At 64.0% G+C, this 21,413-nt stretch carries 16 protein-coding genes; 5 read left to right on the plus strand and 11 right to left on the minus strand.

The features are described 5' to 3' along the window. Nucleotides 1-149: 149 nt before the first annotated feature. The 6 genes from AC4FIJ_RS01385 to AC4FIJ_RS01410 all read right to left on the minus strand — a co-directional run bounded on the left by AC4FIJ_RS01385 (nt 150) and on the right by AC4FIJ_RS01410 (nt 7,297). Nucleotides 150-1,223, minus strand: coding sequence for a Glu/Leu/Phe/Val family dehydrogenase (locus AC4FIJ_RS01385; RefSeq protein WP_490334942.1), 1,074 nt, complete (start codon nt 1,221-1,223; stop codon nt 150-152). Between the two features lie 141 nt (nt 1,224-1,364). Next, nucleotides 1,365-1,838, minus strand: coding sequence for an Lrp/AsnC family transcriptional regulator (locus tag AC4FIJ_RS01390; protein WP_490334943.1), 474 nt, complete (start codon nt 1,836-1,838; stop codon nt 1,365-1,367). A 10-nt stretch (nt 1,839-1,848) separates the two neighbouring features. Further along, nucleotides 1,849-3,051 carry a dipeptidase gene (locus AC4FIJ_RS01395; RefSeq protein ID WP_490334944.1) on the minus strand — a complete coding sequence of 401 codons (1,203 nt, stop codon included), beginning with the start codon at nt 3,049-3,051 and terminating at the stop codon, nt 1,849-1,851. Continuing rightward, nucleotides 3,048-4,187, minus strand: a complete 1,140-nt coding sequence (locus AC4FIJ_RS01400) for a YkvI family membrane protein (protein ID WP_490334945.1) — start codon at nt 4,185-4,187, stop codon at nt 3,048-3,050. The genes AC4FIJ_RS01395 and AC4FIJ_RS01400 overlap by 4 nt, the downstream gene beginning before the upstream one ends. Continuing rightward, a complete protein-coding gene (locus AC4FIJ_RS01405) occupies nt 4,184-5,224 on the minus strand; it encodes an N-acetyltransferase DgcN family protein (RefSeq protein ID WP_490334946.1) in 1,041 nt (346 codons plus the stop codon). Before AC4FIJ_RS01405 ends, AC4FIJ_RS01400 begins: the two co-directional genes overlap by 4 nt. Nucleotides 5,225-5,323: 99 nt before the next feature. Continuing rightward, on the minus strand, nt 5,324-7,297 hold the full coding sequence (locus AC4FIJ_RS01410; protein ID WP_490334947.1) for a serine hydrolase domain-containing protein: 1,974 nt from the start codon (nt 7,295-7,297) through the stop codon (nt 5,324-5,326). A 131-nt stretch (nt 7,298-7,428) separates the two neighbouring features. On the opposite strand from AC4FIJ_RS01410, the gene AC4FIJ_RS01415 reads away from it, so the two are divergent. Further along, nucleotides 7,429-8,052: a helix-turn-helix domain-containing protein gene (locus tag AC4FIJ_RS01415; RefSeq protein ID WP_490334948.1), complete on the plus strand. Its 624-nt coding sequence runs from the start codon at nt 7,429-7,431 to the stop codon at nt 8,050-8,052. A gap of 22 nt (nt 8,053-8,074) precedes the next feature. Here AC4FIJ_RS01415 and AC4FIJ_RS01420 read toward each other — a convergent pair whose 3' ends face one another. After that, on the minus strand, nt 8,075-9,793 hold the full coding sequence (locus tag AC4FIJ_RS01420) for an N-acyl-D-amino-acid deacylase family protein (protein ID WP_490334949.1): 1,719 nt from the start codon (nt 9,791-9,793) through the stop codon (nt 8,075-8,077). Nucleotides 9,794-9,818: 25 nt separating this feature from the next. Next, nucleotides 9,819-10,958: a dipeptidase gene (locus tag AC4FIJ_RS01425; RefSeq protein ID WP_490334950.1), complete on the minus strand. Its 1,140-nt coding sequence runs from the start codon at nt 10,956-10,958 to the stop codon at nt 9,819-9,821. 262 nt (nt 10,959-11,220) lie between these two features. Between AC4FIJ_RS01425 and AC4FIJ_RS01430 the strand changes: the two genes are divergently transcribed. Both AC4FIJ_RS01430 and AC4FIJ_RS01435 read left to right on the plus strand, forming a co-directional pair. Beyond that, nucleotides 11,221-12,759, plus strand: coding sequence for a serine hydrolase domain-containing protein (locus AC4FIJ_RS01430; RefSeq protein WP_490334951.1), 1,539 nt, complete (start codon nt 11,221-11,223; stop codon nt 12,757-12,759). A 584-nt stretch (nt 12,760-13,343) separates the two neighbouring features. Beyond that, nucleotides 13,344-16,067, plus strand: coding sequence for a TonB-dependent receptor domain-containing protein (locus tag AC4FIJ_RS01435; protein ID WP_490334952.1), 2,724 nt, complete (start codon nt 13,344-13,346; stop codon nt 16,065-16,067). A gap of 64 nt (nt 16,068-16,131) precedes the next feature. Here AC4FIJ_RS01435 and AC4FIJ_RS01440 read toward each other — a convergent pair whose 3' ends face one another. From AC4FIJ_RS01440 to kdsA, 3 genes are all read right to left on the minus strand, one after another. Further along, complete coding sequence (locus AC4FIJ_RS01440) at nt 16,132-17,238, minus strand: DUF2279 domain-containing protein (protein WP_490334953.1); 1,107 nt, start codon at nt 17,236-17,238, stop codon at nt 16,132-16,134. A gap of 165 nt (nt 17,239-17,403) precedes the next feature. Beyond that, a complete protein-coding gene (locus tag AC4FIJ_RS01445; RefSeq protein ID WP_490334954.1) occupies nt 17,404-18,453 on the minus strand; it encodes a phytanoyl-CoA dioxygenase family protein in 1,050 nt (349 codons plus the stop codon). A gap of 3 nt (nt 18,454-18,456) precedes the next feature. Continuing rightward, a complete protein-coding gene (gene kdsA, locus AC4FIJ_RS01450) occupies nt 18,457-19,320 on the minus strand; it encodes a 3-deoxy-8-phosphooctulonate synthase (RefSeq protein WP_490334955.1) in 864 nt (287 codons plus the stop codon). A gap of 217 nt (nt 19,321-19,537) precedes the next feature. Between kdsA and AC4FIJ_RS01455 the strand changes: the two genes are divergently transcribed. After that, nucleotides 19,538-20,530 (plus strand): KpsF/GutQ family sugar-phosphate isomerase, encoded by a 993-nt coding sequence (locus AC4FIJ_RS01455; RefSeq protein ID WP_490334956.1) that lies wholly within the window; start codon nt 19,538-19,540, stop codon nt 20,528-20,530. 36 nt (nt 20,531-20,566) lie between these two features. Next, the gene (gene kdsB / locus AC4FIJ_RS01460; protein WP_490335138.1) at nt 20,567-21,403 is read left to right on the plus strand and encodes a 3-deoxy-manno-octulosonate cytidylyltransferase; all 837 of its coding nucleotides are present in this window, start codon (nt 20,567-20,569) and stop codon (nt 21,401-21,403) included. Nucleotides 21,404-21,413 lie beyond the last annotated feature (10 nt).

Below are 21,413 nucleotides of genomic sequence, written 5' to 3' on the forward strand. Positions count from 1 at the left end.
CGGCCGCCGCAAATGGGCCCGTAGGTTCTGATCAGTGCAGGTTGGTATCAGTTCGGGCGCCGGCAGGTCGAGCTGCGCGAAATAGCCCAGCATTTTGCACAGCAGCCCGCTGTCGGACACTGCGACAGCGCTTATGCGGACCTGCCCGCTCATGCCGCCTTCACCCTCCCCGGCGGCAGGCCGATCAGTTCGCGTGCCCGCGCATCGGCCGCGCGATGCGGGGGCAGTTTCCGTTCGTCCGCAAGGTCGAAAACGGCGGACAGGCGCTGGCCGGTTTCCTTCACCCGGCGCTCGACCTCGACCTGCGTCCAGCCGAGATATTCGCCCGCGACGTTCACGATCCCGCCAGAGTTGACGACATAATCGGGCGCATAGAGCACACCGCGCTCAGCCAGCCTGTCGCCATCGGCATCGGTGGCAAGTACGTTATTGGCGGCTCCGCACACGACGCGGGCCCTCAGCCTGACAACCGATTGCGCATCGATGACGGCACCCAGCGCACAGGGGGCGAACACATCGCAATCCGCGCCAAGAACGGCATCGGGCGACACCACGCTGGCATGACATTCTTGCGCGACGGCCTCTGCCACGTCGCGGCGCATGTCCGCGACCACCAGACGCGCGCCCGCACGGTCCAGAAGGCGGCACAAATGCGACCCGACATGGCCCAGCCCCTGCACCGCCACGGTCATTCCGCGCAGGTCCGATCCGAATTTGCGGCGCACGGCTTCCTCCATCGACAGGAACACGCCCAGCGCCGTCCATGGCGAGGGATCGCCGCCGGGCCTGCCGGACCGCGCTGACAATCCGGCGACATGATCAGTGTGGCTGCGCACGTCCTCCATGTCGGCGACGCTGGTTCCGACATCCTCTGCGGTGACATAGGACCCGCCCAGCCGGGCGACCTCGCGACCAAAGGCTTCGAACAGGCGGCTGCGGTCGAACGGCTTTGACGGCAGGCGAAGCACCGCCTTGCCCCCGCCCAGCGGCAGGTCGGCCATGGCGTTCTTGTAGGCCATGCCCTCTGCCAGGCGGAACGCATCGCGCGTCGCGGCCCTGATGTCGGGATAGTGCCAGAACCGGCACCCGCCCGCCGCCGGACCGCGGCGCGTGGAATGCAGCACGATGACCCCTTCCAGACCGCTTTCGGGATCGGAAATCATGTGCACAGCCTTGGGCGGGGAACCGGCTGGGTGGGCGGCAAGACTGGTCAGTTCGGACATGGAAACTCCTTTGTGTCGAGGAGTCTTGTCGGGGATTTCGAACGGTATTGCTGTTCTATTTGCGGGCCGGCGCGTGCTGTCTCGGAATGATCTCACCGCAATATTCATCAAACCGGGCGAATTTTGCCCCGGGCCGCGGTACTACGGAACCGGCAGAGCCGTCGTCGCCTTGATCTCTGACAGCGCGACGGTCGAATTGACCTCCTGCACGCCGGGCAATTGCGACAGGCAATCGAAGAAGAAGCGCTCATAGGCCTCGATATCGGGCGCGACGATGCGCAGCAGGAAATCGACCGATCCCATCATCACATAGCATTCCAGCACCTGCGGAAAGCCCTGTATCGCCTTGGAAAACTCGTCGAGATTGGCGCGGCCATGCGCGTTCAGCTTCACCTGCGCGAAGATATGGGCGTTGAGGCCCAGCTTCTTGCGGTCGGCAATCGCGACGCGCCGCTTGATGAAGCCCTCGCGCTCCAACCGGTCGATCCGCCGCCAGCAGGGCGAGGACGACAGCCCGACCTTCTCCGCCACCGCCGATGTCGAGAGCGAGGCATCCTCCTGCAACAGCGCGAGGATCTGCTTCTCATACCGGTCGAGCGTATCGGGTTCCGACATGGCGTCCCTGCTACCGCGCCGCGGCTTCGGCGGCGCGCATGATGCGCAGCACGTTTCCGCTGGTCATCTTCTCGATATCCTCGGCCGAATATCCCGCCGCGAGCAGGCTTTCGGTGATACTGGGCAAGGCAGAGATCTCCATCAGTCCCTCGACACCGCCGCCGCCGTCCCAGTCCGCGCCAAAGCAGACATGATCCGTCCCCGCCACGTCGATCACGTGCAACAACGCCTGCATGTAACGGTCGAAATCGATGGTCCACAGCGGATCCGCCGCATCCAGTGCGCGTGTCCTGCGGGTCAAATCCTGCTGCTCTTCGGGGCTCATGCTGGCGATATGGCCATATTGATCGAACAGTTCAGAGCGTTCGGGCCCCATCTGCATCTCGCTCATGAAGATGGTCGACATGCAGATTGCCCCGCCCGATTCCGCCAGGCGCTTGATCCTTGCATCGTCAAGGTTGCGCGGATGATCGAACGCCCAGCGCGGCGAGCTGTGCGACAGGATGATCGGTGTTTTCGACAGTTCGACAAGCTGGTCGAACGCGGCATCCGAAGAATGGCTGCCGTCGATCACCATGCCCAGCCGGTTCATCTCGGCCACCCATTCGCGGCCCAGCGGGCTCAGCCCGTTCCAGCGCGCATCGTCGGTGGCGGAATCGGCGAACTGGTTGGTGCCCGAATGCACCGGTCCCGCCATGCGGACGCCGCGCCGGTAGAATTCCTCCAGCAGCGAGACATCCTCGCCCAGCGGATAGCTGTTCTCGATGCTCTTCAGCGCGACCAGTGTGCCTGCCGCGGCAAGGCTCTCGACCTCTGCGGCACTGGTCGCAAGGCGGATCATATCGGGATGGCGGGCGATTTCCCGGTCGATCGCGTCCGACCGCCCGCGAGCGAAGGCCAGCGCGTCGCGATAGCCCTCGGCAGTCAGCGGGCCCTGATCGGTGAAGGTGACGAAGAACCCGCCATCGAGATAACCCTGCGCCATGCGGCCAAGATCGACCTGCGCGACATCGCTTTCGAAACTGTGACTCGCGGCGAAATCCCAGCCTTCGCGCCCGAAGTTGACCGGCGTGTCGAGGTGGGTGTCGAGCACCAGCAGATCGCGGTGCACCTGCTGCGGATCGGCCTGCATCGGGGCGGTATTGGGGGCCACGGCGCAGCCGGCCAGCAGGGCCAATGTAGCAAGCGAGAGAAGCGGATTAGGGCGGGTCATGCGGGTTGCTCGCTCGTCTTGTGACTTTGCGCTGAGGACCGGAACAGCCGGTATACGCCCACTGTCATCAGCGGAAGGACGAAGGTTGCCAGGAACACATAGGCCATCAGCCGATAGCCCGAGGCGATCAGGTCGACCAGCCCGATCCGGCTGGCCACGAACATACAGCCAGCCAGAATGGCCAGCGTCAGCGCGGGGCGGAACCATCGCGGCGCCGGCCCCTTTCCCTTGCGTGCCGCGCGAAACGCCAGGGCGCGTTCGTTAAGCGCATGGATCACCCCGACCCCGCTTTCCAGCAGGGCGCCGAACACCATCAGCTGAAAGACGAAGCGGAATGCCGGGCTTCCCATGCGCTGCAGCAGATAGTCGGACGGAAGCGTTTCGGTCAGGATCTGCGGATAGAAACCGACCATCGCGATCAGGAAGAACAGCGCGGGCAGCATTGCCATCGGACCGGCGATAGCCCCCGCGACAAAGGCCTGCCGCCGCGAGGTCTGGTGCTGAAGCACGGGCAGGATCATCACCGCCGCCACGATGTTATAGGCGCCATAGGTCACGCCCGACAACGCCCAGCCCGGCTCGATCCCTCCGGCGGCAAAGCTGGCCGAGATGCGGTCGCCGAAACTGGTCAGCGCAAGCACCAGAAACGCCGCATAGACGGTGTAGAGCAGCATCGAGACATATTTGAACATCGCCTCGACCGCGTTTTCGCCCAGTCCGGCGATGATCGCGATGCACACGGCCAGCGCCACGGTGCCGACCAGCGCCGGAAGACGGAACAGGCTGACGCCCAGCTCTCCCGCGGCCGCGCCGAAGACGGCGAGCAGCAGGATCGAGAACAGCAGGAAGCAGATCTCGAAAATCACCGCCGCGCGGCCCAGCAGGCGTTCGATGAAAGCGCGGTAGTCGTAGCTGCGGAAATGATGCGCCAGCGCGAATGTCATCGCCGCGATCAGGCTCCACATCGCGGCGGCCACCGCCATGGCGAGCATCGCGCCCACCGGACCTATGGTGAGGAAATATTCGATCAGCTCGCGCCCGGTGGAATAGCCGCCGCCGATGATGACACCCTTCAGCGCCAGCGCAGGGAGCAGATAGCGCCTGAAGACGCCAGCCTTAGCGGGTTGCTCGCTCACGCGAGGCAATGGTCGACCAGCGCGTCGAAGGCCCGCCCGCCCCGGACGGGGTCGGCAACCGGGATGCCCAGCCGGTCGCTTTCGCGCGCGATCAGGCGATCCGCTTCCTCGGCCGAATAGGAGCCTGTGTTGAAGCTGATCCCGCCGCAGCGGATGTCCGGATTGGTCAGCTTGCCCAGACGGACCGTCATGTCGATCACCTCCTCGACCGGCGGCAGGCCGAACCCGTCGATGCCCAGCATCGCCTTGCGCGCGGGATCGTGGCAGACCACGAACACGTCGGGCTGGCTGCCATGCAGCAGGCCCAGTGTGACCGCGGCGAAAGATGGGTTGAACAGCGACCCCTGCCCTTCGATCACGTCCCAGTGCCCGGCAGGCGCATCGGGGCTGAGTACCTCGGCGGCCCCGGCCTCGAAATCCGAGATGACTGCATCCATGGGAATTCCGCCGCCCGCGATCATGATGCCGGTCTGGCCAGTCGCACGGAAATCGGCGTCGATCCCCCTTTCGGCCATCGCGCGGTGAATGGCGAGCGCGGTGTATTTCTTGCCCACCGCGCAATCGGTGCCGACGGCGAGCAGGCGCTTGCCCGACCGCTTGCGTCCGGTTCCAACCGGGATGCCCGCTGGCGGCGTACGCACGTCGATCAGGCGGCGGCCATTGCGCTTGGCCGCCTCGGCAATCGCCGGGATCGCGCCAAGCCGGACATGCAGCCCGCTGACGATGTCGAGGCCGGCGTCCAGTGCCTCGACCAGCGTTGCCTGCCAGCTTTCGGGAATGACGCCGCCAGAATTGGCGACGCCGATCACCAGCGCCTTGCCCCCTGCGGCCACCGCTTCGGCGGGTGTCATCGGCGTCAGGCCGACCGAAAGCGCCGAGCCGCCGATCGCAAGCTCGCCCACGCAGCGGTCGCTGGCCCAATGGGCAAGGCCGAACGCGGTCTTGGCAAAGCTGGGCTCCGCAACGTCGCCGAGAAAGAGAAGATAGGGCTGCGGCAGGTTCAATGAGCCGGCGAGCGTTTGCGATGGCGCGTTCATGTCAGTCCCGGATAAAGGCAAAGGAATAGGCCGGTTTTCCAAATGGAGAATAGTGGCCTGAGACGATAAGGCAACCTGCCATGGCGCATGATCCTTCCATCAATACACCATGCCAAAGCCGTAGAGATTGAACTGAATTGTGACCCATCCGAAGACCAGTCCCGCAAGCAGAAGCAGCACCGCGCCGAGCACCATTGTCCAGCGCTGCTTGCCGCGAATACAAAGCCACAGGTGCCAGCCCGCAGTGATGATCAGGCCAAGCGCGGCAAGCGGCGTCAGGATGCGCAGCAGGGTGATCAGCCAGTCGAGCGGGCCGCCGATTGCACCGATATCAGCCGAAAAGGCCATGACCAGCGCCACCCATCCCGCAACCGCAAGGATGACCAGCCACGCAAACAGGCGCGACAGGCGAAAGGCGGTCAGCGCGCGACCCTGAAGCATGAATTCGGCGCTGAATCGGCGGCGAACGATGGCGCGCAACGGCCATGCGAGCGCAGCCAGCACCACGATGAACAGCGCGGCCAGAACGACCGGCATCAGCCAGGCCGGATTGGTCGCGGCGGGTGCCGGTTCCATCACCATGAAGGGCGATACCGCGTCGATGCTGAAGCGCTTTACCTCGCCATTCTCGACGGTGGCGGCCAGACGTTCGCCGGTTGCGCGGTCGCGCCATACGAAGGGTGCGACCTCTATCCAGTCGCGTGCGCCCGCGGCGATACCGTCCAGACCCGGTACCATCAGCGCGCCATCCGGTCCGACGGTTACTTCGATCCCGCCGGCAAGTCCCAGAACGCTCATGAAATTGGTGAACGAGCCGCGGCTGGAAACATAGGTCCCGGCCATCATCTCGGCATGCTGGCGCGCGGTTTCCGCGTCGATCGGCGTCAGATCGTCGGGCGCCGGGAAATAGCGGTCGGCGAAATTGTGGAATAGCGCGCTGCGGATTGCGCTCGCCGCGCCGTTCCTGCCGGCGCTGTTGACCGAGATATAGACGCCCACGTTCTCTTCGGGGAACAGCCAAAGGTCGCTGTGGAACCATTGCGTGTCGCCGCCATGGGCAATGGCGCGGCGGCCATTGACCCATTGTTCATAGAAACCCAGCGCCATGGTGTTGAGCGGACCCACGCCCGGCGCGCGGTAGTCATGCATCTCCCGCGCGGTTTGGGGCTGAAGGATCGGCCCGCCATTGGCGAGATGCGCGATCATGAACTTGCCCATGGCCGAACCGCTGGCCGCAAGGCTGCCCGCTGGGGCCGGGATCACCAGCTCGTAATCCTTGGGCGCCTGGGTCACGTCGACATAGCCCTTCGACATGAAGGGCTGCAGCCTGTCGGGCAAAGGCTGGCGGAAGGTCGCATATTGCATGCCCAGCGGCGTGAAAATGCGCTGATCGATATAGTCATCGAACGTCATCCCGCTGACGCGCTCAACGATATAGCCCGCAAGCGCGGTGCCGTAATTCGAATAGGCTGGCGTCGTGCCGGGCGCATAGACCTGCGCGGGCAGATCTTCGATGACGAATTGCCGCAACGGCATGATCGCGTCGGGCCGGTCGCTGATAAGGTGCCGGACGGATTCCTCGAACCCCGCCGTATGTGTCATCAGGTGCCGCATGGTGACGGGCCTGCCCTCGTAATGCGGCACTTCGAAATCGAGATAGGTGTTGATGTCGGCGTCGAGGTCGATCTTCCCCGCCTCGACCTGCTGCATCACCGCGGTCCAGGTGAACAGCTTGGACACCGAACCGGGGCGGAACAGCGTGGTCTGCGGATCGACCGGCTCACGCTCGGCCAGATCGGCATAGCCATAGCCCTTCTCGGCGATCGTCTCGCCGTCCTTGACGACCACGACGACCGCGCCGGCAATCCGGCCATGATCCAGCGCATAGGGCATGAAACCGTCGAGCCACGCGGTCACGTCCTGCCTGTTCAGCGTAGCTACGCCCTCCGGGCTCGGCTGTGATGGCGGAGCCTGCTCCATCGCCGTTTCCGGCTGCAATTGGGGAACCTGCGCCGCAAGCGCGCCCAGACCCAGCAGGCCCATCAGCACGATCAACACCCGGACAAAATGCATAACCTACCCCTCTTGCTTTCTGCCGATCTTGCGGGCCTTCGCCCTTCCGCCTAGACTGCGCTGAAAGTTCAGCCCGTGGGGGACATAATGATCCTGATTGGAAAATTGTCAAACTTGGAATTGCAAATCTGATGGCCACGCGTGAGAAACCGCCCACTCTGGGGCAAGTGATGCGCGGCATTCGGTCCCGGAATGGCTGGACGCTCAAGGAAATGAGCGAGCAGTCGGGCATCCCCGTCTCGACCCTGTCCAAGGTCGAGCATGACCGACTGACGCTGAGCTATGACAAGTTGCAGCAAGTCAGCCAGCGGCTGAACATCCGCATGTCCGATCTGTTCGCCGAGCAGTCCGACGAGGCGATACCGCAGGTCACTGGCCGCCGCAGCCTTGCCACGCTGGACAAGGCGGTGCGGGTCACGACCGACAATTACGATTACTTCTACCTCTGCACCGATCTGCGGCAAAAGCGCATGATCCCGATCATCACCCGCATCCGCGCCCGCAGCGCCAGCGAATTCGGCGAGCTGGTTCACCATCCGGGCGAGGAATTCATCTATGTGATCGAGGGCGCGATCGAGGTGCATTCGGAATTCTACGACACCGTGGTGCTGCACGCGGGCGAAGGGATCTATCTCGATTCCAACATGGGCCACGCCTATGTCGCCGCCGACGGCTGCGACGAGGCCGTGGTGCTGGGCATGTGTTCCAGCGCGGGCGAAGGGCTGATGGATTCGCTGATGGACCTGCACGGCTGATCACGCCGACGACGCGACCGGCTCAGTTCGCGCAGGCCCCGCCATCGGGCCATCCGGTCCAGCCGGGCCCGCGCACCACCCTGCCAGGTGCCGCACCCGTATGCTCGCCCGCCGCGATGACCTGCGTACCGTTCACGAACACGTCGCGCACGCCGGCCGCATATTGGTGCGGCTGCGCATAGGTGGCGTGATCGGTGATCGTTGCCGGATCGAACACCACGATATCGGCCTGATATCCGGGGGTAAGCTGCCCCCTGCCCCGCAAGCCCAGGTTCGATGCAGGCAGTCCGGTCAGGCCATGGATCGCCTGCTCCAGCGGCAAAGCCTTGTCCTCGCGCACATATTTGCCCAGCAGCCGCGCGAAGTTCCCATAGGTGCGCGGATGGACCGCGCTCTCCAGCGCCTCGCCCTCCGCCGCCGGAGCGCTTGCGTCCGAGCCAAAGCTCATCCACGGCAGCGCGGTCTGAGCCTTCACATTGTCTTCGGACATCATGAAATAGACCGCGCCGATCCCGCCGTCCGCAATGACGAGATCGATCACCGTGTCCTCGATGCTGGTGCCGCGCTCCGCCGCGATCTCGGCCAGCGTCTTGCCCAGCAGCGGCTCGGCCTCCGCCGTCTCGGCCTCGACCAGCAGAACGCCTTCGCCCCCGCCCGCGGCGCGCAGCAGGTTTTCCCAGTCGTTCTCCTCCGCGCGCATATCGGCAAGGATGCGCGCACGGGTCGCCGGATCTCGCAAGCGTTCGACCATCGCCTCGCGTCCGCCGCTATGTGCCCATGGCGGGATCACCGCATCGAGGCTCGTCCCGCCCGCGGTATAGAGATACATGTTGGTGGTGATGCGAAGGCCGGACGCGCGTGCTTCCTCGATCTGTGCGACCACTTCGGGCAGCCTGGTCCAGTTGCGCTTTCCGGCGAGTTTCAGATGATAGATCTCGGCCGGCAATCCGCCCTCGCGGGAAATCGTGATGACCTCGTCGATGGCCTCGCCGATATTGTCGGCTTCGGACCGCATGTGGCTGATATACATGCCGCCGCAGCGCCCCGCCTCGCTCGCCAGCGCGACCAGTTCGGGCGTCTCGGCATAATTGGCGGGCGCATAGATCAGCGCGCTGCCGACGCCCATCGCGCCTTCCTCCATCGCCTGCCGCACCAGCGCTCTCATGCGAGTCAGCTGTTCGGGCGTGGGATCGACGTCCTTCTCGCCAAGCTCGTGAATGCGGATCGTCGTCGCGCCGACGAAGCTGGCGACATTGGGCGAGACGCCGCGATCCGCCAGCGTGTCGAGATATCCGCCCAGCGTCGTCCAGCCGGGGGCCGTGCCCAATTCCTCGGCCATTTCGCCGCGCATCGCGTCGTTCAACGGGCCCATCGTCCAGCCCTCGCCGAACACTTCCAGCGTGATGCCCTGTTTCAGGTCGGACATGCCGCGCCCGTCTTCCAGCAGCGAGCGATTGGCCCAGCTCAGCATGTTGATGAAGCCGGGGGCGACGGCCTTGCCCGATGCATCGACGACCCTGTCCGCCGCGCCCGAAAAGATGCCCACCGCCACGATCCGGTCGCCTTCCACCGCAACATCGCCGATATAAGGCGCGCCGCCCGACCCGTCGTAGATCGTGCCGCCCCGGATCACGAGGTCATAGGCGTCGTCCGCTTCCAGCGCTTCGCCGGACATTGTCGCACAGCCGAACAACAGCGGAAGCGTCAGCGCGGCAAACCCGTTGCGGATCGTCATTTCCATTCCCCTCTCCCGGACCATGCCCCGATCAAATCCACGTATCGCCCAGCAGCCGCCTGAAATTGCCACCCAGCACCAGCTTGATATTCTCGTCCGAGTAGCCGCGTCGGATCAACTCCTCGGTCAGGTCATAGGTCTTGAGCGGGTGATCGAAGCCGTCGGTGTCGATCTTCTCGCGGAATGCATAGGCCGTCTGGTCATATGCCTTGCGCAGCATCTTGTTCTGGTCGGCAGGCATATCGTCATAGCCGTTGAGGTCGGAGTCGGAGCCGATCCCGACATGTTCGATCCCCACCAGCTTCGCGACATGGTCGATATGCGTGGCCATGTCGGTGACGGTGACGGGTTCGTCCTTGCTGACGAACATGCGTACTTCGGTGATGCCCATGACCCCGCCCTTTGCCGCGAGCATCTGGATTGCCTCGTCGCTCTTGTTGCGGACATGCGGATTGATCGCACGGCAATTGGAATGGGTGATCGCGATGGGCTTGGGCGAGGCCTCGATCGCGTCCATCGTCGTGCGCTCCGCACAATGCGAGACGTCGACCAGCATCCCCACGCGGTTCATTTCCTCGACGATGGCGGCGCCGAAATTGGTGAGCCCGCCATCGACCCTGTCGGTCGAACCCGATCCGATGAAGTTCTGGCTGTTATAGGTCAGCTGCGCACAGCGCAGCCCCATGCGGTAGAAATATTCGACATCGGCGGGCTTCTGGAACTGGTCGGCGTTCTGGATGCCTAGAATGACGGCGATCTTGCCATCGGCCTTCGCGCGTTCCAGGTCCGGCGCCTTGTCGACCAGTGTGAAGTGGTCGGACTGGCTGCCGATGTAGTACGACCAGCGGCCCAGATACTCCATCGCCTGGTCCTTGCCGTTAAATCCTCCCAGCCCAACCGCCTGGTGGAAACCGGTGATGCCCGACGACTTGAATTCCTCCAGCGATTTCGCGTCGAAAGGCTCGTCGAAGAAGTCCTCGCGAAAATCGATCTTGAGCGGGGCCAGCATGTCGATCACCAGCGCCTCGTTCACAAGATCCATCGCGCGCCGCGAATAGGTGCGGCCCGGCGCGGCGGCCAGCGCATAGCTGCCCTTGTTGATCATGAACGCCGCAGCCGCTGCCCCGGCGGAAAGCTTGAGCGCAGAGCGGCGCGATTGGGTCGATTTCATCAAGACTTCCCCTCTGGCCAACGCGGCCAAAGCGCAATGCGCCGGCTGCGTCATTTCAAATCAGGATGATGACGCCTGTTTAGAAATTGTCAAATGGACCGATCGTTGGCGGGGCAAAGAGACAGGATTTCGCTACAGAAACCCCCGGATATGGGCCGGATTTGTAGCCTCCACGGCTGCTTTAGGGGTTAGGCGCTCTCACGGTTGACCTGTCCCGGATATCGGTTAGGTTTCCAAACAGAAAATTTACGGAGGTGGAATCATGTTTGCTATTGGCCGCAACCGGATGCCGGTTTTCACGACCGCATCGCGTCTCACCTTTGCGCTTCTCGCGGCTGCTCCACTTGCGTGTCCCGCCGCCGCAGCACAAACCGCCCCGGTCGCCGCCACCGCCTTCGATCCCGACGCGCATCTCGGCGGGCTGCAGGATTTCGTCGACGGCGTCATGGTCGAACAGATCGCCTCTCGCGAGGTTGCGGGCGCGGTGGTGACGGTGGTGCATGACGGGCAGATCCTGTTCACCCGCGGCTATGGCTATGCGGATATCGATCAGGACCGGCCGGTCGATCCGATGCAGACCCTGTTCCGGCCCGGTTCGGTGTCCAAGCTCTTCACCTGGACCGCGCTGATGCAACAGATCGAGGCGGGGCATGTCAGCCTCGACGACGATGTTGCCAAATATCTCGATTACGACCTGCCGCCCTTCGACGGCCCGCCGATCCGCGTGCGCGACCTGTTCCAGCACACGCCGGGCCTCAGCGACATTGGCGGCATCATCGTGCGCGATCCGGAAAACCTGCCCTATTATGCCGACTGGATGAAGGAGAACATTCCGGACCGCATGTGGGCACCGGGGACCGAGGTGTCCTATTCCAACTATGGCTCGGTCATCGCAGGCTATATAGTAGAGCGTGTTTCGGGCGAGCCTTTCGCCGACTATGTCGAGAAGCATATCTTTAGGCCGCTCGGGATGAACGCCTCCACCTTCCGCGAGCCATTGCCCGCCTCGCTGAAGGCGAACATGGCTCTGGGCTATACGCTCGAGGACGGCCAGTTCGTGGCCCAGCCCTATGAATTCGTCAGCCCCGTCCTGCCGGCGGGATCGGTGGCCGCCACCGCGCCCGATATGGCGCGATTCATGCTGGCCATGCTGAACCGGGGACAACTGGGCGATGCGCGCATATTGAAGCCGGAGTCGGTGGAATTCCTCTTCAGCGATTCCTTCGCCAACACGCCGAACCTGCCGGGCATGGCGCATGGTTTCCTCGTCTATAACGAAGCCGGCCCGCGGCTCGTCGGCCATGCGGGCAACACCGGGGACTTCCATTCCGACCTGATCATCGCGCCCGAACACGGTTTCGGCTTCTTCGTATCGACAACCGGCGGGCAGGAAAGCGGCGCGGGGCGCACCGATCTGGGCCATGCGATCCTTGGCCGCGTATTCTCCGAAGAACCGACCCCGCGCTGGACCGGGACCGATGCGGTGCAGCCTCCGCTGGGCGCCTATCGCAGTAACCGCCGCGATTACAGCAAGGAGCCGCGCGCCGAATACGACCTCAAGGTTTCGATGCCCGAACCGCATCTCGTGCTGGTGGAAAGCTATGACGGAACCACCGCGTGGGAACAAATCGGACCGAACCTCTACGAAAAGGTCACGGCGGCGCGCGAAGGCGGACCGTTCACGCAGCTGGAATTCTACGGCCTGCCCGACAACCCGCGGCTATCCTTCTCCGACCACCCGTACGAGACCTATCACTTCGTCCCGAATGCCCCTGATGCCGCGGAGGCGGGCGAGGACTAGTCCCCCTCGCCCCGTATTCCGGCTGACGGCAGGCCAGGCGCCGTGATGCGCCCGGCCTGCTTTTTTTGTCACGCTTTTATGCGGGCAGCAGCAATCCCCCGGACCGTATGTCGACATCAAACAATGTTCGGGTTGCAGAAGTGAGGGGCTGCCCGAAATTCGACCCGTCGTGTCGTTAACGACAAGAAAATCATCCTGCTCAGGACATCATGGTCCCATCGCGGGCCGCCTGGTGAGCAGGTGTGCCAGCGATATAAACCGTCAGATGCTCGATCTGCTTCGGACTGAGGCGCAAAGCCATCGGCAGCGAACGCCCGGCCTTACGCTGCGAATAGTTGCACGGAACCCACAGCATTGGGTTTTGTGCAAGAATACGTTGACAATCGTCCAGATTAGAGCAGAACTTTCTCCATATAGGCTTTTGTCGTCTCGATCAGGTCAATATGATCGTGAACGGAAGGCCATCGGGTAGGCGGCGGTAAGGGACGACCGGCGAAACCCTGGTCGTTCGATCGACCGGGGGTCCGCAGCCAGATTTGCAAGGCGTGGTGGCATCGCGCTCTTGGTTCAGGGAGAAATTGCACATGCGTTCATTCAAGCCCGCGTTTCGCGCGACACTTTCGCTATCCGCGGCCGGCCTTGCACTTGTCGGTGCAGGACAGGTGCTTGCTCAGGAAGCGCAGTCGGACGAACTGGAACTCACCGAAGTCGCGCCGAGCGAGGAAGAGACCATCGTCGTGACCGGATCGCGGATCAGGCGCGCCGGTTTCGACCAGCCCACCCCCACCACTGTCGTCACTGGCGCAGAGCTGATGCAAGGCAGCCCGGTCAATATCCAGCAAGCGTTGAACGATCTGCCGCAGCTGCGAAATTCGGTATCCGCCAACCAGTCCATTGCGAACACGTCGGCAGGCACGGCTCCCGTCGAATTGCGCGGCCTTGGCACCCAGCGGACGCTGACCCTGGTTAATGGCCGCCGCTTCGTTGGCGACAATAATCTCAATTTCGTCCCCGCCAACCTGCTCGAACGTGTCGAGATCGTGACCGGCGGCGCATCGGCAGCCTGGGGTTCGGGCGCAGTAGCAGGCGTGGTCAACCTTATCCTCGACGATGATTTCGATGGTCTCAAACTCGGTGCGCAGACCGGGATCTCCGATCGCGGCGACGGTGCCCGCTATCAATTCGACGGCGCGTTCGGGACAGATTTCGCCGATGGCCGCGGCCATTTCATGATCGGTGCCGAATATGTCCACGACAAGGGTATCGGCCCCGGCGGACGCAGGGACCGCCCGTGGTATGGTGCGGGCCTTGTCAGTGTCGGCAATGGCCAGGTGGAGCTGCAGCCCGACGTCGACAATTTGGTCGTGGCGCCCGGCATTCCGATCACGCTGGGCGGCACGATCTTCAGCGGCTCGCTTGCCGGACAGGTGTTCGATCCCGACGGATCGCTGCGCCCGGCGCAGGACCGCGATTTCCGCTCGCTCTACGACAATCTGATCGTGGGCAGCCCGCTCGACCGCATCGGCAGCTATGCCCGTGCGACCTATGACATCGGCGGCGCGACCCTCTGGGCCGACGTCAGCTATGGCCGGTCGAAGGTGGACCAGTTCTTCCTGCCCGATCCCGGCGGTTCGGTGCTGGCATTCGCGGTCATGGCCGACAACCCGTATCTGGAACAAAGCGTTCAGGACCGGCTGGCAGCGGCAGGCGAACCCTTCTTCCTCCTGGCAAGGCTGTCGGCCGATGCGTTCCCCATCGGCTTCATCGCGACGCGCGAAACGATCGAAGGCGCCATCGGTATCGAGGGCGAATTCGGCGGAGGCTGGGAATATGACGCGCATTACAGCCACGGCGAGGTTGATACCGGCGAACGTCTGACCAATTCGGCAATCAGCGCGAATTTCGCGCGCGCCATCGACGCGGTCGAAGCCAATGGCGCGATCGTGTGCCGCGTGAACGCGGATGCCGATCCGGCGAATGACGATCCTGCCTGCGCGCCCTTCAACCCGTTCGGCAATGGCGCGCCATCGGCAGAGGCCCGCGCCTATACCACTGGCACGCAAAGGTCGGACGCGGTGTCGAAACTGGATGCCGCCGCCGTCCGGGTGCAAGGCGATCTCTTCAACCTGCCTGCCGGCCCGCTTTCGATCGCCTTTGGCGCCGAGGCCCGCTGGGAGGAGCAGGACGAAACGGTCGGCGAACTCGACGCCGCCAGCGCTTTCGCCACGCCGCTCTATCCGCAGGCACTTTCGGGCGGCTTCAACGTCAAGGAGGGCTTCGTCGAAGCGCTCGTCCCCATTCTCAAGAACGATGGCTTCGAAGTCGATTTCAACGGCGCGGCCCGCTATTCCGACTACAGCCTCAGCGGCGGCATCTGGTCGTGGAAGCTGGGCGGCACGACCCGCCTGTTTAACGACCTCCTGCTGCGTGCAACGCGTTCACGCGACATCCGCGCACCCAATGTGGGCGAGCTGTTCTCGCAGGGCGGGCTCAACATCCGGCCCATCGTCGACCTCGACACTGCGGGCCGCAACGATCCCAATTACAATCCCAACCCGACGGCACGGGTCATCAGCGGCGGCAATCCTGACCTCGTTCCGGAAGTCAGCGAGACCCTGATCCTGGGCGGGTCCTATACCCCGTCCTTCGTGCCGGGCCTGCAGCTGTCGGTGGATTATTACGACATCAGCATCAACCGGGCGATCGCCACGGTGACGCCATCGGACATCACCGCCGCCTGCGCCGCCGGGGACCAGGTCGCGTGCGATGCCGTGATCCGCGATGCGACCGGCACGATCACCGACGTATTCGCCACCTCGCAGAACCTCGCCAAGTTCGAAACCAGCGGTTTCGATATCGAGGCTTCGTATCGTATTCCGCAATTCGCGGGACTGCCGGGCATGATGTCCTTCCGCGCGCTTGCCACCTATGTCGACAAGCTGGTCACCAAGACGGGAACGAACACGAACGACACCGCAGGCGACGTGGGCGATGCGATTGCCGGGCTCCCGAACTGGCGGGCAAACTTCGACATCGACTACATTACGGAGGATTTCAGCCTCAATGCCCGTGCCCGCTATGTCGGCGGCGGCGATTTCAACGACCAGCTCGACATCGTAAACGGCAAGATCAGCGCACGCACCTACATCGATCTAGGCGCCGAGTTCTCGGTCATGGACAATTTCACGCTGTTCGGGAATGTCCGGAACCTGTTCGACAAGGATCCGCCGCTGGTGACCACCACCTATAACGCGCATTACGACGTGGTGGGGCGCTTCTTCACCGTGGGCGGACGCGTAAACTTCTGACCGCGATTACGGGGCAGGCGATCACAGGGCAGGCGGGCAAACCGCCTGCCCCTTTACTTTGCCCTCAGAACGACCACTCGCCCTGCGTATCGCGGCGCACCGAGGTATAGGGCAGCTGGATATAATCCAGCGCCGAACGCGCCGCCCGCCCGACCCGCGACGAGGAGTTGGAGAACAGCAGCTCGCCCACGTTCAGGCCCACGCCGACGAACAGGTGCCGCTTGGGAATGATGCCCTGTTCGCGGTCGCTGTTGAGGAAGTCGCTGGCGTAATAGCCGACCTGCAGGTCGAGATAGCGCAGCGGCGTTTCGCGCACGTCCTCGAACCCGGCGCCCTTCACCGACATCATGAAGCGTTGCTGCTCGTAATGCTTCTTGCCGACATGGCTGTAGATCTGGTCGTTGGGCACGATCTCAAGCTTGAACGCCAGCTTTTCCTTCATCCCCGGAGTCGTGTTGCGCAGCGCGGAAAAGGCGGCGCCCGCGACGTTCATGATGATGTCCTGCATCGAATAGCCGCTGTCGGGCTCGATCGCATCGGATATCTCGTTCACCGCCATCAGGCCCGATGCCAGCACCGCCGCGGTAACCGCATCGCCCTCGCTGCCGTTGGTGTTGCGATGGATTCGGTAATGCAGCAGTTCGGCGATCAGATAGGTGTTGAAGGCATGGGTCAGCTTGTCCATGCCCAGGCTTTGCGTGTCCTTGCCGAACCAGCCTTCGTCCTTGAAATGGAACCCGGTGGTCGGCTTGAACAGCTTTGGCACGGATTGCAGCCCGACATAGGCGGTCAGGATCGCCATCTCGGTCCCCACGCTGCCCGCCTGCTGAAAGAATTCCCGGTGCGAGGCGAATTCGCGCGGGACATGGCCGGTGGCGTCGCGCGGCAGGTTCGGCTCCGGATCGGCGGGGCCGAAAGTCAGATCGGCGTCCTGCGGCGCTTCGGGCCCGGCGGCAGGCTGGGCCGAGATCGCGCTGCCATCGACCTGCGCCAGGCGAGAGAGGTCCCATTCCGCAGCGATCGTCACCATCGCGCTATTGCCCTGCACGGCCAGCGGGGCGGCCAGCTCCGGCATCGGACCGATATCCTGCGCCGCGGCGTCGGCGCACAGCCACCCGGCAAGCCACGGGGCCAGCGCAAGGGCGGTCGATAGCTGGAACCTCGTCTTCATGCATGCCCCCATGGCAGAACGGCTACCCCGACAGGCAATCCGTCATCCTTGCCGGAAACCGGGCCAGCGGCCCCAATCCGGCGTGTAGCGCCAAGCCTTTCCAAGGATGCGACCCCTTCCGATGGCCTTGCCCGTGTTTCCGTTTCGCCGCGCCTGATATGGTCCCTATTCGCTTTCGTCCAGCGGCGTGTCGATCGCGCGCCGCACACCCGCCGGTTGCCACGGCTGCCCGATCTGCGCCGCGAACCGATCACGGAAAGCCCACAGCCATCCGACTCGCCGCTCGGCGACGCCGGGCAGGCTGAGCAGGTCGCCGCCCAGCCACGGCAGGAAGGGATTGCGCCGCGCATAGGACCAGATCTCGACCCGCTCCCCCGCCTGCGCCGCCGCGCCGCGCGCGTGAAAGCCCCCGGTGTCGGCCACCACCAGCGTATTGGCCGGAACTGCCAGCCCTTCCGCCGGACCAAGATTCATCGAGGCGAGATCCTCCTCGGTCACGCGCGGCGAACCGCGGGCCGACAGGCGGTCGATCTGTTTTGGATCCGACAGGCTGCGCCGATATTCCCACGCCAGCCGTTCGGGCGTGAAGCGATGCGATCCGCGCACATAGGTAAACGGCCCATCCTCCAGCCGGACGGGATTGAGGAACAGCCACGCCTTCATCGAGGAATGGAAACTGTCCGCATGCACCGCTTCTTGCGGATCGGGACCGTCGCCGCTCGACTGGCTGACGATGGTCTGGATGTAATGCAGCGGCTCGGTCCGGAAGCTGGCGACATAATGGAACAGGGTCCGGATATCGCGCCGCGCCAGCAGCGCCCCCAGCGCCGGGATCGCGTCCAGCATGTCGGGATCGACCGCCATGCGCCGCGTGATCGCATCGCCCTGCCGCATTTCGCGCGCGGGGCCTTCATAGGACAGCAGCGCCTTGCGCAGCGCGGGAAATTGTCTGGGCGGAACGACATCCTCGATCACCACGAAACCGTCGCGGTCGAATGCCTTGCGCCAGTCCGCACGGACATGGCGCGCAAGCCTGCGCCGCCGCCAACGGCATAGCATGTCCGCCAGCCTGACGCGGCCGCGGTGCAGCCCCATACGGTTCAGCCGCGCCGATCCGATCAGCGGATGGTCGAGAAAACTTTTGGCCGAGGTAGCCAGCTGCAGCACATGCAGCGGCGTCAGCACGATCCTCTTCAGGCCGGCAGCGACCGTCATGGCTTACCCTTGCTGCAGCGCCGTCATAGGGGCCCGATCGCCGCTCTTCACCAGCGCATCGATGGCCTGAAGCTGGCGCAGCAATGGCTCGAACATGTCGAGACGAAGCGCATTGGGGCCATCGGACAGCGCCTTGTCGGGATCGGGATGGGTTTCCATGAACACGCCCGACACGCCGGCGGCGACCGCCGCGCGCGCCAGCAGCGGCACATATTCGCGCTGCCCGCCCGATTTCGTGCCCAAACCGCCCGGCCGCTGCACCGAATGGGTCGCGTCGAACACCACCGGGCATCCGGTCTCCGCCATGATCGACAATCCGCGCATGTCGGAGACCAGCGTGTTGTAGCCAAAGGACGTGCCCCGCTCGCACAGCAGGATATTCTCGCCATCGTGCCCCGCCGCCCTTGCCGCATTGCGCGCCTTAGCGACGACCTGCTTCATATCTGCGGGCGCCATGAACTGCGCCTTCTTGATGTTCACGGGCCTGCCCGTGGCGGCCACGGCGGCAATGAAATCGGTCTGCCGTGCAAGAAATGCGGGGGTCTGAAGCACGTCCACAACTTCCGCGACCGGTTTCGCCTGCGCAGGCTCGTGAACGTCGGTCAGCACCGGCAAACCCGTTTCCGCCCGCACCTTTTCAAGGATGCGAAGGCCCTCTTCCAGTCCGGGGCCGCGAAAGGACTGGTCCGAACTGCGGTTGGCCTTGTCGAAAGAACTCTTGTAAATCAGCAGGATATCAAGACGGCGCGCGATGTCAGCCAATGTCTCCGCGACCATCAGCGCATGCGCCTCGCTTTCGATCACGCAAGGTCCCGCGATCGCGAAAAGCGGGCTGGTCGTCGATAATTGCTGTCCGCAAAGGTCCATGGCTGTGCTGCTGCTATCTCGCCATGCCGACACGGATGGCATTGAAATCGTTGATCAATCTGGACGAAAACGGCGGGGCCGGAACATCAGTGGATCAAACTGTGTCGCTCCTTTGACAAAAAAACCGGTGTCAGGCAATTGCTAACCATTCCTGGCGTATGTCACCGGGGTCGCAGGGTGGTGGGCCGATATGGCCGATGCTAAGTTGAAACCGAACATGAATTTTCACGTCGCGCCGTCGCCGCACAGGCTGTCGGCTCTCCGCACGCTGGATATCGAGATCGAAGGTCTCGTCGCGCTCAAGGACGCGGTCACGAATCCGGATCTCGGCCAATCGCTGGAACGGGCGATCAAGGCCATCGCCAGCACCTCGGGACGCGTCATCGTCACCGGCATGGGCAAGAGCGGGCATGTCGCGCGCAAGATCGCGGCCACCATGCGTTCGACGGGAACCTCGGCGCTGTATCTGCATCCTGGTGAGGCGAGCCACGGCGACCTTGGCGTGATTGCCGCAGGCGATGTCGTGCTGGCGATCACCTGGTCGGGCGAAACGCGCGAGCTGGACGACGTCTTCCATTACTGCCGCCATTACGGGATCACGCTGGTGGTCGCGACGGCGCATCCCGATAGCACCGCCGGGCGCGCCGCCGACATCTGCCTTGCCCTGCCCCATGTGCGCGAGGCATGTCCCAATGCGCTGGCACCGACGTCCTCGACGACGTTGCAGCTGGTGCTGGGCGATGCGCTGGCGGTCGCCCTGATCGAGGCGCGGGGCTTTTCCCCGAACGATTTCCGCGTGTTCCATCCCGGCGGAAAGCTGGGCGCGATGCTGGCGACGGTCGGCGAAGTGATGGGCACGGGCGAGGCGGTTCCGCAGGTATCGACCACCACCTCGATCATGGACGCCACGATCGAGATGAACCGCAAGCGTTATGGCTGCACCGCCGTGGTGGACTCGCGCGACCGGCTGGTGGGTGCCTTTACCGATGGCGATCTCAGGCGCTGCATCACGGTGCACGACCTCAGGGAAGAGATCGCGCGCCACATGTCGCTCAACCCGGTCACCATCGACCCGGACAGCCTGTGCAGCGAAGCGCTGACGGTCATGAACGAGAACGCCGTGTCCGTGCTGTTCGTGACCCGCAAGGACACGCTGGTGGGCATCATCCACATGCACGACATCGTGAAGCTGGGTATCGAGCGGGGTTGAGCCGTGCCCGGGAGTGACACGTCCGCGCGCGCGCTGATAGTGATTCCCGCCCGATTTGGATCGACCCGCCTGCCGGGCAAACCCTTGCTGGCCATCGCGGGACGAACCCTGCTGGAACGCGTGCTGGCCAATGCAAGGGCCGCGGCACGCGTGGCGGGCAATTGCGAAATCGTTGTCGCCACCGATGATAAGCGCATCGCCAATCATGCGAAAGAATTGGGCGCGTGTGTCGCCATGACCTCGCCCGATTGCAATTCCGGTTCGGCGCGCGCTTTTGCCGCCGCGCAGCAGCAAGCGTCCAGACCAGCCCATGTGATCAACCTTCAGGGTGACGCACCCTTCGTCGCGCCTGCCACGATCGCCCTTCTGATCGGCGCGCTGCGCACGGGTTCGGCCGATGTCGCGACGCCGGTCTATCGGCTCGACTGGGCACGGCTCGACCGGCTTCGCGCGCACAAGCTGGCGGCGCCCTTCAGCGGGACGACCTGCGTACGCGATGCCGAAGGCCGCGCCATGTGGTTTTCGAAGTCGATCCTTCCCGCGATAAGGGACGAGGCGCGGCTGCGCGGCGAGAGCGGTGTCTCACCCGTGTGGCAGCATCTCGGTCTCTATGCCTATCGGACGGAAGCGCTGGAATGGTTCGCCGCCGCGCCGCAGGGTCATTACGAGGCGCTGGAAGGGCTGGAGCAATTGCGCTTTATCGAGAATGGCTGGACCATCGCCACCGTGCCGGTCGACCCGCCCGAACATGCGCTGTCGGGCATCGATACGCCTGAGGATCTCGCGCTGGCCGAGGACGCGATCACGCGGCTTGGGGATCCGTTTCCGGCAGATGCTGCGACTCCAGTATCCACAGAGATCGGACCGGCCTGACGCCGGGCAT

Source organism: Croceicoccus sp. (assembly GCF_983967925.1).